The 14,422-nt window shown below is 64.5% G+C and carries 13 protein-coding genes; 10 read left to right on the top strand and 3 right to left on the bottom strand.

Translation table 11 applies throughout. From position 1 onward, the window contains the following. The first annotated feature begins 12 nt into the window (after positions 1–12). The 9 genes from PV773_RS24155 (at position 13) to PV773_RS24115 (ending at position 10,811) form a co-directional block, all read left to right on the top strand. Positions 13–573, top strand: coding sequence for a hypothetical protein (locus PV773_RS24155; RefSeq protein WP_347968817.1), 561 nt, complete (start codon positions 13–15; stop codon positions 571–573). Between the two features lie 96 nt (positions 574–669). Then, entirely contained in the window at positions 670–1,305 is a 636-nt protein-coding gene (locus PV773_RS24150) for a hypothetical protein (protein WP_347968816.1), read from the top strand. Then, positions 1,298–1,942 carry an antitoxin of toxin-antitoxin stability system gene (locus PV773_RS24145; protein WP_347968815.1) on the top strand — a complete coding sequence of 215 codons (645 nt, stop codon included), beginning with the start codon at positions 1,298–1,300 and terminating at the stop codon, positions 1,940–1,942. The genes PV773_RS24150 and PV773_RS24145 overlap by 8 nt, the downstream gene beginning before the upstream one ends. A gap of 176 nt (positions 1,943–2,118) precedes the next feature. Beyond that, entirely contained in the window at positions 2,119–6,456 is a 4,338-nt protein-coding gene (locus tag PV773_RS24140) for a strawberry notch family protein (protein ID WP_347968814.1), read from the top strand. Then, positions 6,456–7,511: a toprim domain-containing protein gene (locus tag PV773_RS24135; RefSeq protein WP_347968813.1), complete on the top strand. Its 1,056-nt coding sequence runs from the start codon at positions 6,456–6,458 to the stop codon at positions 7,509–7,511. The genes PV773_RS24140 and PV773_RS24135 overlap by 1 nt, the downstream gene beginning before the upstream one ends. 318 nt (positions 7,512–7,829) lie before the next feature. Continuing rightward, on the top strand, positions 7,830–8,759 hold the full coding sequence (locus PV773_RS24130; RefSeq protein ID WP_347968812.1) for a DUF2493 domain-containing protein: 930 nt from the start codon (positions 7,830–7,832) through the stop codon (positions 8,757–8,759). Between the two features lie 113 nt (positions 8,760–8,872). Continuing rightward, a complete protein-coding gene (locus PV773_RS24125) occupies positions 8,873–9,127 on the top strand; it encodes an Arc family DNA-binding protein (RefSeq protein ID WP_347968811.1) in 255 nt (84 codons plus the stop codon). Next, positions 9,124–9,543 carry a type II toxin-antitoxin system VapC family toxin gene (locus tag PV773_RS24120; RefSeq protein WP_347968810.1) on the top strand — a complete coding sequence of 140 codons (420 nt, stop codon included), beginning with the start codon at positions 9,124–9,126 and terminating at the stop codon, positions 9,541–9,543. The genes PV773_RS24125 and PV773_RS24120 overlap by 4 nt, the downstream gene beginning before the upstream one ends. An 866-nt stretch (positions 9,544–10,409) precedes the next feature. Further along, a complete protein-coding gene (locus PV773_RS24115; RefSeq protein WP_347968809.1) occupies positions 10,410–10,811 on the top strand; it encodes a single-stranded DNA-binding protein in 402 nt (133 codons plus the stop codon). 715 nt (positions 10,812–11,526) lie between these two features. Here PV773_RS24115 and PV773_RS24110 read toward each other — a convergent pair. Next, positions 11,527–12,567: an IS110 family transposase gene (locus tag PV773_RS24110; protein WP_347968808.1), complete on the bottom strand. Its 1,041-nt coding sequence runs from the start codon at positions 12,565–12,567 to the stop codon at positions 11,527–11,529. A gap of 208 nt (positions 12,568–12,775) precedes the next feature. Here PV773_RS24110 and PV773_RS24105 point away from each other — a divergent pair, with 208 nt between their 5' ends. Next, on the top strand, positions 12,776–12,961 hold the full coding sequence (locus tag PV773_RS24105; RefSeq protein WP_347968807.1) for a hypothetical protein: 186 nt from the start codon (positions 12,776–12,778) through the stop codon (positions 12,959–12,961). 92 nt (positions 12,962–13,053) lie between these two features. On the opposite strand, the gene PV773_RS24100 is transcribed toward PV773_RS24105, so the two are convergent. Together PV773_RS24100 and PV773_RS24095 are read right to left on the bottom strand one after the other, a co-directional pair. Next, positions 13,054–13,314 (bottom strand): WGR domain-containing protein, encoded by a 261-nt coding sequence (locus tag PV773_RS24100; protein WP_347968806.1) that lies wholly within the window; start codon positions 13,312–13,314, stop codon positions 13,054–13,056. Positions 13,315–13,532: 218 nt separating this feature from the next. Next, on the bottom strand, positions 13,533–14,333 hold the full coding sequence (locus PV773_RS24095) for a hypothetical protein (protein WP_347968805.1): 801 nt from the start codon (positions 14,331–14,333) through the stop codon (positions 13,533–13,535). Positions 14,334–14,422: the final 89 nt, after the last annotated feature.

Genomic DNA, 14,422 nt, shown 5'->3' with positions numbered 1-14,422 from the left:
GGAGACATGCCGATGAACGCCCTCTTCCCCATCCCAACCCCCACCGGGTTTCATGCCGCCACGGCGCGCGCCGTGGCGGCCCTCGCTGCGGCACGCAAGCTCCCACTGCGGGTCATCTGCCTCGGCGAAGCGCGCTATCTGGAAGGCGATCACCATTCCAGCGCCTATTCGGCGCCGCGCACCGTCACTCTCACCGAATGCGATAGCCTCGATAGCACCATCGCCACTGTCGAGCGGCTCGCGCGCCAGGACCGGATCGAGATCGGCGACGACAGCGCCGTCGGCTTCCTGCCGCGTCTCTTCATCGTCCATGACGACGAACAGTGCCAGGTGCTGGCCGGCGAACCCTGCGGCGGCACGATCAGATGGTGCGATCCCGTCGCCTCCGATGGCGAGGCCCGGCGCGTCGTGGAAACCGCCTCCCGGCTGCGCGGCGAAGCCTCCATCGAGGCGGCATCGAACAATCATGATGCCGCTCGAACGCTGCGCTTCCGCGCCAGCGTTCTCGAAGGCCGCCTCGTTCATCCCGACTGGCGTTCGACGGCCCGCGCGGCACTGCTCGCGGCGGCATGAGCCGCCGGCGGCGTCGCAGCCCATTCTTCCACTTCGCATTCCCCATCAACTGCCCCGGCCCTTCGCGCCGGGCGTTCTCGTTTCAGGAGACGTTCCATGGCCGAATTCACCATCGAGGTGACGTACCACCTCCCTGTCTATCGTCACCGCACCTATACCGCCGACACCGTAGCCAATGCCTGCCGCCTCGCCATCGAGGACGAGGAGTGGATGGCCGGCAAATTCGACCACGACAGCGCCGGCGAGAGCTATGTCACGGGCATATGGGCGGGCGCCGACGCAGCCTATTCCCGTCCGCCGATCCCGGTTCCCGCGCATTTCGGGGAAATGGTCCAGCGCAAGGCCGAGCATTTCGAAACCCTGCTCGGTCTGCTCAAGATGATCGTCGCCGACGTCCTCGCTGCACGCACCTCCTCGGCCGTCGCCCGCGGCGAGGCGATCCTGGCCGGAGCGCGCGACCTGGATATGCCGGCGGGCCTCCCACCGCCAGCCCATGTCCTGGCGCGGCTCGAGGAGAGCCGCGTTCGCGACCGGATCGCGGCGATCGTCGCAGCTCGCTCCGAGTTCCCCGGCGTGTCGATGGATGCCGTGACCGATAGCGACATTCACACCGCCTGCGAGAAGGTCGCCAGATTGACCGATCTCGCGGCCGGCGTCGGCGAGACCGTCGCCTGCACCTATACCGATGGCTGGCTTGCCGATGTGCTGGACGGAGGCGACGGCGATGCCTGAGATCATCGAAACGACCGTCTATCGCCTCGACGAGTTATCCGACGCGGCGAAAGACACCGCTCGCGGCTGGTATCGTGAAGGCGGTTTCGACTACGACTGGTACGACGCCGTCTACGAAGATTTCCAGCGCATCGCGGAAATCCTCGGCATCACCTTCAAGACGCGCGCCGTTCACCTCCATGGCGGCGGCATACGCCAGGAGCCTCGCATCTGGTTCTCCGGTTTTTGCAGCCAGAGCGACGGGGCATCGTTCGAATGCCATTATGCCTACGGCAAGAACGCCGCGGCCGAGATCCGCGCCTTTGCCCCGCGGGACAGGAAGCTGCATGAGATCGCCGACGCCCTTCAGGCGATCCAGCGCCGTAACTTCTTCCAGCTTCGCGCCGAAGCCAGCCATCGCGGGCATTATTATCACGAGTATTGCATGGCGATTTCTGTCGAGCGTGGCAGTCCCACCTGTCAGGACATGACCGACGATGCCGAGGAGGTCGTCATCGAGGCGTTGCGCGATCTTGCCCGGTGGGTCTATCGCCAGCTCGAACGCGAATACGACTACCTCACCTCCGATGAGGCCGTCGACGAGACGATCATCGCCAACGAATACACTTTCACGGAAAGCGGACGCCGCTTCGGCTGACCAAGGCTTCTCGTTCGGCGTCGGGGTACGCTGCAGTCCCGCTGCGCTGACCCGTGGTGACGGTCGGGCAGGGCCGGACCGGAGAGGGAGAGAATGGCCGGGACGGGTTTGAGCCCGTCCGGTCCGAGAGAGAGCGACCACGGGCTTTCCCGTTCCAGCTCTCCCGAGGATCTCCCATGAACGCCCTGTTCCCCGTCGCCGATACCCTTCCGGCGGCTCCCATTTCCGCACCTGCCGATCCCGCTGCCTGCGTCCGTGCGGCGGCGCTTCTTCTACTTCCCCATCTCGAGCGCGGCGCGCGTGTCGACGCCGCCGTGCTGCGTGGCGCCATGGAAACGGCCTTCGGCGCATCCGACGCCACCGGCGCCTGGGACTGGAAGCTCGCCTATGAAGCCTGCGAGGCGGCGACCGTCCTGTTCCTGCGCAAATTCGGCAAGGCGCTTTTGCGCAAAGCCGGCTCTCCGGCCCTCGCCCCGCCGCTCCTCGGCAAGATCTCCGGCCTCCTCCCAACACATACGCGCCGCTCTGAAGAGAGCCAGGCTTTCCAGCAGTTCTCGACGCCGATCCCGCTCGGCCTCGTCGCCGTGGCGGCCGCCGCAATCACGCCGGCCGACCGCGTTCTGGAGCCGTCCGCCGGCACAGGGCTTCTCGCCATCCTCGCCGAGATCGCGGGCGGCTCGCTCGTCCTCAACGAGCTGGCGGAGATGCGCGCCACGCTCCTCTCCTCCCTCTTTCCGGCCGTTCCCGTCACCCGCTTCGATGCCGCGCAGATCGACGATCATCTGGATGCGGCCGTCATTCCCTCCGTCGTGCTGATGAACCCGCCCTTCTCGGTCATGGCGCATATCGAGGGCCGCGTCGCCGACGCCGCCTTCCGCCACGTTGCTTCGGCCCTGGCGCGCCTCGCCCCCGGCGGCCGCCTCGTCACGATCACCGGCGCGAACTTCTCTCCGGACAATCCGGCCTGGGCTTCCGCCTTCACCCGCCTGCAGGAGCGCGGGCGCGTTGTCTTCTCGGCCGCGATCGACGGCTCGGTCTATGCCAAGCACGGCACGACCTTCGCGACGCGCCTGACCGTCATCGACAAGCTCGCGGCCGACGACCCGACCGCCTTTCCGGCCTCGCCCGGCATAGCGCAAGACGCCGAGACGCTGATGGCCTGGGTCGGCGCGTATCTTCCCGCACGGCTTCCCGTCGATCCCTCCGTCGTTGCCCAGCCGAATCCGCCGCCGGCGCCGCGCAGCGTGCGCGGCTATCTCAATCGCGCAGCGAGGGTCGCGCCGGCCGCGACCATGGCCGAACCGGAAGGCGTCGTGCTCGATTACGAGACCGTCGACTGGCAGGCCGAGGAAGGCGGCCACATCTCCGACGCCATCTATGAGGAATACGGATTGCAGGCGATCCGTATTTCTGGCTCCCAGGCCCATCCGACCAAGCTCGTGCAGTCGGCGGCGATGGCCTCCGTCGCGCCGCCTAAGCCGAGCTATCGCCCGCACCTTCCCGCCAATGTTCACGACCTCCTGTCCGACGCACAGTTGGAGACGGTGATCTATGCCGGCGAGGCCCATGCCGATTTTCTCGCCGGAACGTGGACGCTGGACGACACCTTCGATGTCGTCACCGCCGCGCGCGAGGAGGCTAGGAACGCCGTGCGCTTCCGGCGCGGCTTCATGATCGGCGACGGCACCGGCGTCGGCAAGGGCCGCCAGTCGGCCGCGATCATCCTCGATAACTGGCTTCAGGGACGCCGCAAGGCCGTCTGGATCTCCAAATCCGACAAGCTGCTGGAGGATGCGCAACGCGACTGGTCGGCGCTCGGCATGGAGCGGTTGCTGGTCTCCCCTCTCTCGCGCTTCCAGCAGGGGAAGGCCGTCGCGCTCTCGGAAGGCGTCCTATTTACAACCTATGCCACGCTACGTTCCGACGACCGTGGCGAGAAGCTTTCCCGCGTCAAGCAGATCGTCGAATGGTTGGGCTCCGACTTCGATGGAGTGATCATTTTCGACGAGGCGCACGCGATGCAGAACGCCGCCAGCGGCAAGGGTGAACGAGGCGATGTCGCCGCTTCCCAGCAGGGACGCGCTGGCCTGCGGCTCCAGCACGCCCTCCCGAATGCCCGTGTCGTCTATGTCTCCGCAACTGGAGCCACCACCGTTCATAATCTTGCCTATGCGCAGCGCCTCGGCCTGTGGGGCGGCGAGGATTTCCCGTTCTCGACGCGGGCCGAATTCGTGGAGGCGATCGAGGCCGGCGGCGTAGCCGCGATGGAGGTGCTGGCCCGCGACCTGCGCGCGCTCGGTCTTTACACCGCCCGATCACTCTCCTTCGATGGCGTCGAATACGAGCTGGTCGAGCACGAGCTGACGCCCGAACAGACCCGCATCTATGACGCCTATGCCGGCGCCTTCGCCATCATCCACAACAATCTCGACGCGGCGATGGAGGCGGCCAACATCACCGGCTCGTCCGGCACGCTCAACAGGCAGGCGAAGTCCGCCGCCCGCTCTGCCTTCGAGAGTGCCAAGCAGCGCTTCTTCGGCCATCTGCTGACGTCGATGAAGACGCCGACGCTGATCCGCTCGATCAGCCGCGATCTGGGGGACGGCCATGCCGCCGTGATCCAGATCGTCTCGACCGGCGAGGCGCTGATGGAACGCCGGCTCGCCGAGCTGCCGGCCGAGGAGTGGAACGATGTTCGCGTCGACATCACGCCGCGCGAATACGTCCTCGACTATCTCGCCCACTCCTTCCCGACACAGCTCTACGAGCCCTTCACCGACAGCGCCGGCAGTGTCTCCTCCCGCCCCGTCTATCGCGATGGCCAGCCGGTCGAAAGCCGCGAGGCCGTCGCCCGCCGCGACGAGCTGATCGCCCGGCTCGCCAGCCTCGCGCCGGTGCCCGGCGCGCTCGACCAGATCGTCCAGCATTTCGGCAGCGATGTCGTCGCCGAGGTGACCGGCCGCTCGCGCCGGATCATCCGCAAGCGTAATCCTGATGGCATCGACCGCCTCGTGGTCGAGAACCGCGCCGCTTCCGTCAATCTCGCCGAGACACAGGCGTTCATGGATGATCAGAAGCGCGTTCTGATCTTCTCGGATGCCGGCGGAACGGGCCGCAGCTATCACGCCGAGCTGTCGGTGCGGAACACCCGGTTGCGCGTTCACTATCTGCTGGAACCAGGCTGGAAGGCCGATGCCGCCATTCAGGGCCTCGGCCGCACCCACCGCACGAACCAGGCGCAGCCGCCGCTCTTCCGGCCGATCGCCACCGACGTCAAGGCCGAGAAGCGCTTTCTCTCGACCATCGCTCGCCGCCTCGACACGCTCGGCGCGATCACGCGCGGTCAGCGCCAGGCCGGCGGACAAGGGCTCTTCCGTCCCGAGGACAATCTTGAGAGCCACTATGCCCGCGCTGCGTTGCGCCAGCTCTATCTCCTGCTGATCCGCGGCAAGGTCGAGGGCTGCTCACTCGATCGCTTCGAATCCGCCACCGGCCTGAAGCTGATGGACTCGACCGGCATCAAGGACGAGCTCCCGCCGATCACCACCTTCCTGAACCGCTTGTTGGCGCTCACCATCGAGCTTCAGGGCATCCTCTTCACCGCCTTCGAGCAATTGCTGAATGCCAAAATCGAGGGCGCGATCGCCAGCGGCACCTATGATGTCGGGCTGGAAACCCTGACGGCGGAATCCTTCACCGTCACCGATCGCCAGACCATCTACACCCATCCGGGCACCGGCGCGGAAACCCGCCTGCTCACCATCACGCAGCGCGAGCGCAATAGCCCGGTCACGCTGGACGTTGCGCTCGCTTATCTTGACGATCCGCGTGCGAAGCTCCTCATCAACGAGCGTTCGGGCCGGGCCGCCGTGCAGATCCCGACGACCAGCATCATGCTGGACGACGGTGAAGTCGAGCGCCGCGTCCGCCTCATCCGGCCGATGGAGGGGCATAACATCCCGGTGAAGATGATGGGCGAAACCCATTGGGTCGAAGCCGAGCGGGATGCTTTCGCGACGGCCTGGAGCGCCGAGATCGCGGAAGTGCCGGAGTTCTCGGACAGCACAATCCATGTCGTCACTGGCCTCCTTCTCCCGATCTGGAAGCGGCTTCCGCTCGAATCCTCGCGCGTCTATCGCCTCCACACCGACCAGGGCGAGCGTGTCATCGGCCGCAAGGTCTCGCCGGCCTGGGCGGCCAACACGACCACGACCGGCACCAGCTCGCTGACGTCGGACGCGGCCTTCGCAGCGCTGATGGAGGGACGCACCATCCTCGATCTCGCCGAGCGGCTTCAGCTTCGGCGGGTGCGTGTCATGGGCGCGAATCGCATCGAGCTGTCCGGCTTCACCGACACGATGCGGGAGCGCCTGACCGCCTATGGGCTGTTTCACGAGATCATCTCGTGGAAACTCAGGATGTTCGTTCCGGTCGATGGCACCGGGCCGGACGTGCTTGGCCGCGTGCTCGACCGCTGGCCGGTCGAACGCATAGGCGAAAGGGAGGCGGCCTGATGGCTCGTCTCAGCGCTTCGGAACTTGCAGCCCGTCTCGGCCGAAAGGCCGAGGCGGTTTGCCGTCACTACCTGTCCAGCGGCCATCGTAAAGGCCGCTACTGGCTCGTCGGCGACGTGCGCAACACGCCCGGCCGATCGATGTTTGTGCGCCTCGCGGGACCGGAAACCGGCAAGGGCGCAGCCGGCAGATGGATCGACGCCGCGACGAATGAATATGGCGATCTCCTCGACGTCATCCGTGAGAGTTGCGGCCTCATCGACTTCAAGGATGTCGCCCAGGAAGCGAGGGCCTTCCTCGCCCTGCCCCATCCGGAGCCCGAACCTGGTCGAGGCCACGGCCGGCAAGCGCCAGGAGGGTCACCGGAAGCGGCACGGCGGCTCTTCGCGATGGCGCAGCCCATTAGGGGAACGCTCGTCGAAGAGACCCTGCGCAAGCGTGGCATCACGGCTTTGCACGAAACCGGCGCGCTTCGCTTCCATCCGCGCTGCTATTACCGGCCGGACGAGCATAACCCGACCGAAACCTGGCCCGCGATGATCGCTGCCGTCACCGACCTCTCCGGCAGGCTGACCGGGGCACACCGCACATGGCTCGATCCCGGCGGCTTCAGCGAAGTCAATCTCGGCCGCGCACCGATCGAGACGCCGCGGCGTGCGATGGGAGACCTCCTCGGCCATGCCGTTCGTTTCGGGGTGGGCGGTGAGGTGATGACGGCCGGCGAAGGCATCGAGACGATATTGTCCGTCCGATCGGTCCTGACGCAGATACCGTCAATGGCGGCGCTCTCGGCCGCGCACCTCTCGGCCATCCTGTTCCCGCAGATCCTGCGGCGGCTCTACATCGCACGCGACAACGATCCGGCCGGCGACAAGGCGATGACCGTGTTGATCGAGCGCGCCAGCGCCGTCGGGATCGAGACGATCGTGCTCACGCCGCGCCTCGGGGACTTCAATGAGGATCTCCGGCTGCTTGGCTTTGACGCCCTGGCGGCCCATCTGCGTCTGCAGGTCGCTTCGCAGGACGTCGGCCGCTTCATGTCCCTAGCGGCCTGATCGGCCGGAACAGGAGGTGCGGCAGGACGGCGTTGTGAGATGCTGCGGTGATGGCGCAAGACCTTCGGGGTCGAGAGGCCACACCCACGGCCTTCTGAGAGGGCGATCGGCCCACAAACGGGCCGGGCGGGCAATGGCGGCGCCCAACTATTTTCCGCCGGCGGGGACGAGCCCCGCCTTTGCATCGCGAGGCAAAATAGCCGGGCTTGGCCATCAAGGTCCTCGCGCGAGCGCGAGGACTGCCGTCCCGTCCCGCCTGTGGGCTTCGTCGCCATGAAGGCCGCGATGGGCGCGGCCACACCGCGAAGGAAAGCCGCCATGACCGAAGATCACGACACCGCATACGAGCCGCACCACGCCTCCTCCCCGACCGATCACCTCCTTCAGGAACTCCAGCTCTACGGCTTCCGTCCCTTCGAAGACGAACCCGATCCGCGGCCGCTCCCCGAAGGCCGTGTCATCGCCGGCAGCATCGCCGACATCTTCGACGCCCTCGTGGTGGCGCTCTCCGACACCCGCCTCGAACCCGATCTGGAAGAGCTGCTCTGGGGCACGGTCAACCTCTTCCATCGCGCCACCGACCGGATCGAACGCGAACTCGACGACAACGAGCTCGCCCAGCGACGCCTCCAGCGCGAACAGGATGGCTCGGAGGTCAAGTCCGTCGAGCTCGAACGCCTGACGGCACAGGGCCAGACCCTTCTCGAACGGCGCAACGCCTTCGAACTCATGCGCGACCAGGCCGCCGAGCACTTCGAGCGCAACACCCACTCGATCTGGCGGCCGCGCACCGGCTCGATGGTCAACCATCGCAACCTCACCGCCGCCCTCATCGACAGCCGGGATTTCCTCGCCGCGAAGAAGCGCGTCGAGCACGAGATCCTCTTGCCGCCCGGTCCGAAAGTTGCCTTCACCGGCGGTCTCGACTTCAACGATCACCACCTGATCTGGGCCAGGTTGGATCAGGTCCATGCCAAGCACGCCGACATGGTGCTGCTGCATGGCGGAAGCCCGAAAGGGGCCGAACTCATCGCCGCGAAATGGGCCGACAATCGCAAGGTGCCGCAGATCGCCTTCAAGCCCGATTGGGTCAAGCACGCCAAGGCAGCCCCCTTCAAGCGCAACGATGCCATGCTGGACGCGATGCCGATCGGCGTCGTCCACTTCCCCGGCACCGGCATCCAGGACAACCTGGCCGACAAGGCTCGCAAGCTCGGCATCCCGGTCATGAAGTTCGGCGGCGCGTAAGCGCCGCCCCTTACCGGGCGTCTGCCTACGGCGCGCGTCGCGTCCGCAATTGCCTTTTTGATTGCATTTTGCTACGTTGATAGCAACACAATCATCCTTGGAGATTGCAAGCAATGGCATCCATCACCATCCGCAATGTACCCGACGAGGTACATCGTGCCCTGCGTGTGCGGGCCGCACAACATGGCCGCAGCGCAGAAGCGGAAATTCGCGACATTCTGGAGAAAGCGGCAAAGCCCGAAGGCCGGGTCAAACTGGGCTCCCTCTTGGCCAAGATCGGCAGGGACGCCGGCCTTGCCGCCGAGGACGTCGAACGTTTCGACCAGTTGCGGGACAAGACCCCCGCCAAGCCGATGACGTTCGAATGATCCTTATCGATACGAACGTTATCTCCGAGCCATGGAAGCCTGCCCCGAACGCCCAGGTGCTGTCATGGATCGACGCCCAGACGATCGAGACACTCTATCTGTCGGCCGTCACCGTCGCTGAATTGCGTTTCGGCATCGCGACCATGCCCGTCGGCAAGCGGCGCACGACGCTGCACGATCGACTGGAAGGTGACGTGTTGCCCTTGTTCGCCGACCGTATCCTGCCCTTCGATCTCGACGCCTCTAAGGCATTTGCGGAGCTGATGGCGCGTGCCCAAAAATCCGGAAAGGCCATCGGCACGGCTGACGGCTACATCGCAGCTATCGCCGCGTCGCGGGGCCTCGTGGTCGCCACACGGGACACCAGCGGCTTCGCAGCGGCCGGGCTTACTGTCATCAATCCATGGGAACGGTGACGTAAAGCGACCATGGCGACGGTCCGCTGCACAGCGCGCTCATCGTCGAGAAGCAAGCCATGATGTTACGGATCGCGGGGGAGACGCACGGAAGCTTTGCAGGCGTTTGCCTCGAGCGCATGTCGATGTCTCCGCAATCCTGATCAACATACTGGTAGCGGCCGATTGGCTATCGGCGTCGCCGCGCTCCTGAGGGCATCACGACGGCTTTTGCCGTCAACCTCCAGCCATCCGATCAGAACGGGATGTCGTCTGCATTGATCTCGTAGCGGTCGTCACCGATCTCGCACGGCTTCCCGGCCGCAGTCCCGTCGACAGCGGACGATGGTCGTCAGTTGCCACGGCGAAAGTTGCTCCGCAGATCGATCCATTCGGTTGGACGTCGGAATCAGCGGCGAGCCATCACCTTCCCCTTTCACGGCGGCGCTGGAACATGCCGGGGCGCAGCCGCAGCTTGATGGCGCCATCGGCGCCTGCACCAGATGGAAGCTCCCTTAGCGAGCCACCTTGCCTTCCAGTCGCGCATTGAGGCGGAGGCCGGGGAAGAAGGGGGCTGGAAGCGGCGGCCGGTCCGATGCGAGCCATGGCCTGATCGGCGTCGCCAGCGAGGGTGCTGTTCTGCGCCTCGTCTCCATCGAGCTATCGGGGGCCAATCCCTCCGACCGACTGATCCTCTAAGTCCGTTCTGTTTCCTCCGGCAACCCCCGCGGCTCCGGACCGTGTTGGCGCTAAAGCGCCTGCCCGCTCCACTCCGGGCCTTAGGGGTCGAGCTGACGCCGAGGCGTCAGTGCAGGGAGTCTCCAGACGTCCTTTTTCGGGTCGTGTCGGAGGGAATGGTCCCTCCGAGAAGCAACGGAGACTTGAAAATGCAGAACATCGTTATCCTCGCTGGCAACATCGGTCAGGACCCGGAAGCCCGCACCACCCAGGGCGGCACCAAGATCACCCACTTCACCCTGGCAACCTCGCGCCCCCGCTACTCGGAAGGCAAGGTGGTCCGCGATAATGACGGCTACCGGGTGCAGGATACCGAATGGCACCGGATCACCTGCTTCAACGGCCTCGGCAAGACGGTCCTGGAGCATTGCGAAAAGGGGATGAAGGTCCTGGTTCGCGGCCGCATCCACTACACGAAATGGAAGGATCAGCAGGGCAACGACCGCTACGGGTGCGAGATCATCGCCGAAACGGTCGACTTCCTGAGCCGGGCGAAGCCGGCCGAGGGCGGGAACGGCCAGCGCGACATGGATGACGACATCCCGTTTTGATCGGAAATAGGAGGCCCGGCGGCGAAAGCCGCCGGGATTTCTCATGTTCGCGCGGCTCGCCTCCTGAAGAGAGGATTCCGCGCAGGATCGACCTGCCCGAAACCCCTGTGAGAGGGGAGGAAACCGCCCCTCTCTGCTTTTCTCCCCGCGGGAGCCAGGGCCGTGCCCGGCCTCTCCAAATCTCCCCAGCCGATGAGGCCGCTGTCCCGGGCCAGGTATCGTTAGGTTGGCATGGAGCGGTACTGTCAGCGACACCGACCACGCTCTGAATGATCGCCTGCGCGCCCTTGAGGGCGAGCCGGGTCCGGTTGGGGCATGGAGCCAGCCGGAGGTGCTGCCGGGAAGAAGAGAGGTCGTGCTTCAACCGGCTCAGACCAGAGCAGTCCAATTCCGCTCTTTTGCGATGACCTCCTGGTCCATCCCCGATCTTCAACGATCAACCCTCATATGTGGAACGGCCCGCGGTGCAAGGATGCTTTTCATTCGATTCACCACTTGAGGACGGTGCGGTCATATGTCCGGCCTGTTTGTGCGGTCATGACCGCTGGCCCCGATGAAGTCCGCGAAGCAGGTGGCTGGATCAAGGGGGCGCGCTTTTTGCGCGTCACGGGTTTCGGCCTTGCCTGTTTCGGGATTTCGTCCCGTGGTTCATCGTCCGATTTGCACCTCACATCTGCCGGCTGTTGCCGGTCAGCTCGTATTGGCGGCCGTGCGCTTATGCGGCAACGGTTTCCGCCTCTATTCCTATGGGGTTCCGGTAGATACCGCCTCTGTTCAGCAACGCCCAGATCATCCGGGCGATCTTATTGGCAAGCGCAACTGCCACGACCTTGAAGGGGCGGCGCACCAACATGTTCTTCAGCCACGGCCAAACTCGGTCACGATACTGTACATGACGTAGGACCGATGCTGCTCCCGTTGTCAGTAATGATCGCAATACCGGGTTCCCCATCTTCGATATTCGGCCCAATCGCTCCTTGCCGCCGCTGGAGTGCGCTTTCGGAGTCAGACCAATCCAAGCTGCGAAGTGACGTGCCGATTTGAAGCCAGCGGGATCGGGAACGAACGCTTTTATGGCCATGGCGATGATGGCGCCGACGCCTGGGATGGTCGCAAGGCGCCGCATATCATCATCTTGACGAGCCTGGACGACGATCTCACGTTCGAGCTTGTCGATCTGCACGGCAAGCCTCTCGATCTGATCGACGATTTCGGTGAGCGCAAAGCGCGCCGCTGGAGGCAGTCTAAGATCTTCCTCCCGGACGATGACCGTCAGTGCCTTGACGTTTGCGATCCCCGTTGGGGCGATGATCCCCAGTTCACCCATGTGCGCGCGTAGCGCGTTGATAGCCTGGGTTCGCTGCCGCACAAGCAAGGCACGTGTTCTGAGAACCATCACCGCAGCCTGCTGTTCGGCCGTCTTTACCGGAACGAACCGCATCGTCTTTCGCGACATCGCCTCAGCGATGGCTTCAGCATCAGCGGCGTCGGTCTTGCCGCGCTTCACGAACGGCTTCACGTATTGTGGCGGCAGCAATCTGACGTCATGGCCGAAAGCCGAGATCTCCCGCGCCCAATAGTGCGCACTCGCGCATGCTTCCATCCCGACCAGGCACGGTGGCAATTTCTCGAAGAAGCGTAGCACCTCGGCGCGACGTAGCTTCCGGTTGAACAGCGGCGTCCCGTCAGCGTCCGCGCCATAAGCCTGCAAGACGTGCTTCGCCAAGTCCAGTCCAATAGTGGTAACATCTTTCACGGAACGGTCCCTCCTTGTGGCGTTTGCAACAACGACCACGTTAGCACTTTGATGCTGTCGGAGCGGGCCGTTCCACCTCATCAAGGGGTCGGACTACGCAAAGCGTGCCGCCGCGCCGGCTTCGCCGACGCGGTGATCGCGATCGGGGACGGCTCTCCACGGAGCCATCGAGCGGGAATTGGCCCGCTCCGGATGGAGCCTCAAGACAATGTCGCACAACCTCTCCCTCGCCCAGAACCACGCCTTCCAGCTCGCCTACACCCTGATGGTCCCGGTCACGCTCTTCAAGTCCGGCGATGAGTACGGCGTCGTTCCGAGCGACGAGATCGACGACGGCGACGACCTCGACATCATCCACGAATACAATCCCCACGATCGCCGGCCGGCTCATTGAGCCGGCCCCGCCGTCGCGGAGGCAGCGCCCCCAAACTGCTTCCGCGCCTGGCCGGATCTTGCCGCTGTGTGTCTTCGGCGGCCGAGATGGGGCTACCGGACCGCGGTCCTGTCCCTAGGGTGATAACCGCGACTGCGCTTCTGGCGCAGCAAGTCAAGGAAGAGGTCGACGGCTTCCTCCTCCCGGGGGTAACTGTGCTTCATCATCTGACCTTGTGCGCCGATCCGGCCCCAGCGGCGCGTCAGGCACACATCGCCGAAGAGCGTCGGTTCGATTGCCATGGCGTAGAACCGGGCCATGTTTTTCGTCGTGTCGGTACGCTCGACATAGAGCTGATAGGGCTGCGCGATCATGACGACAGAATCCCGCACGCGCGAGTGCACGTCCAATGAGTTTCCTGAATCGATCAGGAGCCATTGATTCATTTTCTCGATGGGGATCTGGGGCGAGCCGCTCTGGCGAGCGGACGGCTCTATGCGCCGAGGCGCACCGAACCCGCAAGGCGGTTTCGGCCTCCGGTGACGATCCTCTCACAATTTGAGCGTGGCGTCGGTCGGCAGCGTTCAATCGGCTAGTCTTGCTGCTCCGCCTCTCGCTGGCGTTGGCGCAAGCGCTTGACATAGCCCGCGTCAACAAGCGTCTCCGCCGAAAGGTCCAGAGCGCAGTTCGCGAGTGAAGCATAAGCGCCATCGGTCAGCTTGAAGTCATTTGGAATCGGGCCAAAACTACGGCTGCTGTTTTCCTCGATCGAGGCAAAGAACGCCTTCAAAAAGTCGGCAAGCGAGGACCGCGCCCCCCTGGTGCCGGCTGCCGTCACTGGGTCGGATGCCTGTGCACTCGCGCGCGCTGCATCCGTGGCCAGCTCCCTCGCGACATCCGCCAGCGTCGGCCAATACTTCAGATCGAATTGTCCGCTCAGGGCAGCAAGCTTTTCGCGAACCCACCAGTCGAACAGATGATTGCCTCGCGAGGCTGCGGCTATGACATCGCAGACATCGTAGTGCGTTTCGGTGCGAAACTGAGAATGATTGTGGAGATCTGACCGTTCGTCGAGGAGCGCCGCCAACTCGGCGGCTTTTGTTGCGATCAACTGGTTGACCGCATCAAGGCGCTCCTTCCCTTTTCGGGCAAGAGCAAGTTTATCTGGATTCCAGGAAGCAGCGGTGCTCAACAGAGCTCCGAAAAATGCGTCCAGCGCTTGGGACCGGCCGCTCAACTTGCCATGGAGCTCTTCGTAGACGTCGATCAATTCCACCCTGCGTGATAGGAGGCGCTCGGCAATAACGTTCTCACTCCTCAGAATGTTGTGATCGACGTTGTAGCGTATTCCAGCGCGCAGTATTTCTTCACAGATCTCCGTCGGGTCGGCCATCGCTTCTCTTCCTAAGAGGCTGTTTGGAAAATCGGATTTGAGGGGTTCCCACCGGGCGTGAAGCGTGATTCAGGGCGCGGATGTGGACC

Origin of the sequence: Mesorhizobium sp. CC13, from assembly GCF_039907765.1 — a bacterium.
Lineage (GTDB): Bacteria > Pseudomonadota > Alphaproteobacteria > Rhizobiales > Rhizobiaceae > Aminobacter.
Note: the sequence above shows the minus strand (reverse complement) of the source record. Positions and strands in the feature narration are given on the sequence as shown.

Coding starts and splice junctions, on each gene's coding strand:
- PV773_RS24120 (WP_347968810.1), top strand. CDS start 9,124: ATGATCCTTATCGATACGAACGTTATCTCCGAGCCATGGAAGCCTGCC.
- PV773_RS24145 (WP_347968815.1), top strand. CDS start 1,298: ATGCCTGAGATCATCGAAACGACCGTCTATCGCCTCGACGAGTTATCC.
- PV773_RS24140 (WP_347968814.1), top strand. CDS start 2,119: ATGAACGCCCTGTTCCCCGTCGCCGATACCCTTCCGGCGGCTCCCATT.
- PV773_RS24095 (WP_347968805.1), bottom strand. CDS start 14,333: ATGGCCGACCCGACGGAGATCTGTGAAGAAATACTGCGCGCTGGAATA.
- PV773_RS24105 (WP_347968807.1), top strand. CDS start 12,776: ATGTCGCACAACCTCTCCCTCGCCCAGAACCACGCCTTCCAGCTCGCC.
- PV773_RS24155 (WP_347968817.1), top strand. CDS start 13: ATGAACGCCCTCTTCCCCATCCCAACCCCCACCGGGTTTCATGCCGCC.
- PV773_RS24115 (WP_347968809.1), top strand. CDS start 10,410: ATGCAGAACATCGTTATCCTCGCTGGCAACATCGGTCAGGACCCGGAA.
- PV773_RS24130 (WP_347968812.1), top strand. CDS start 7,830: ATGACCGAAGATCACGACACCGCATACGAGCCGCACCACGCCTCCTCC.
- PV773_RS24135 (WP_347968813.1), top strand. CDS start 6,456: ATGGCTCGTCTCAGCGCTTCGGAACTTGCAGCCCGTCTCGGCCGAAAG.
- PV773_RS24125 (WP_347968811.1), top strand. CDS start 8,873: ATGGCATCCATCACCATCCGCAATGTACCCGACGAGGTACATCGTGCC.
- PV773_RS24100 (WP_347968806.1), bottom strand. CDS start 13,314: ATGATCGCGCAGCCCTATCAGCTCTATGTCGAGCGTACCGACACGACG.
- PV773_RS24150 (WP_347968816.1), top strand. CDS start 670: ATGGCCGAATTCACCATCGAGGTGACGTACCACCTCCCTGTCTATCGT.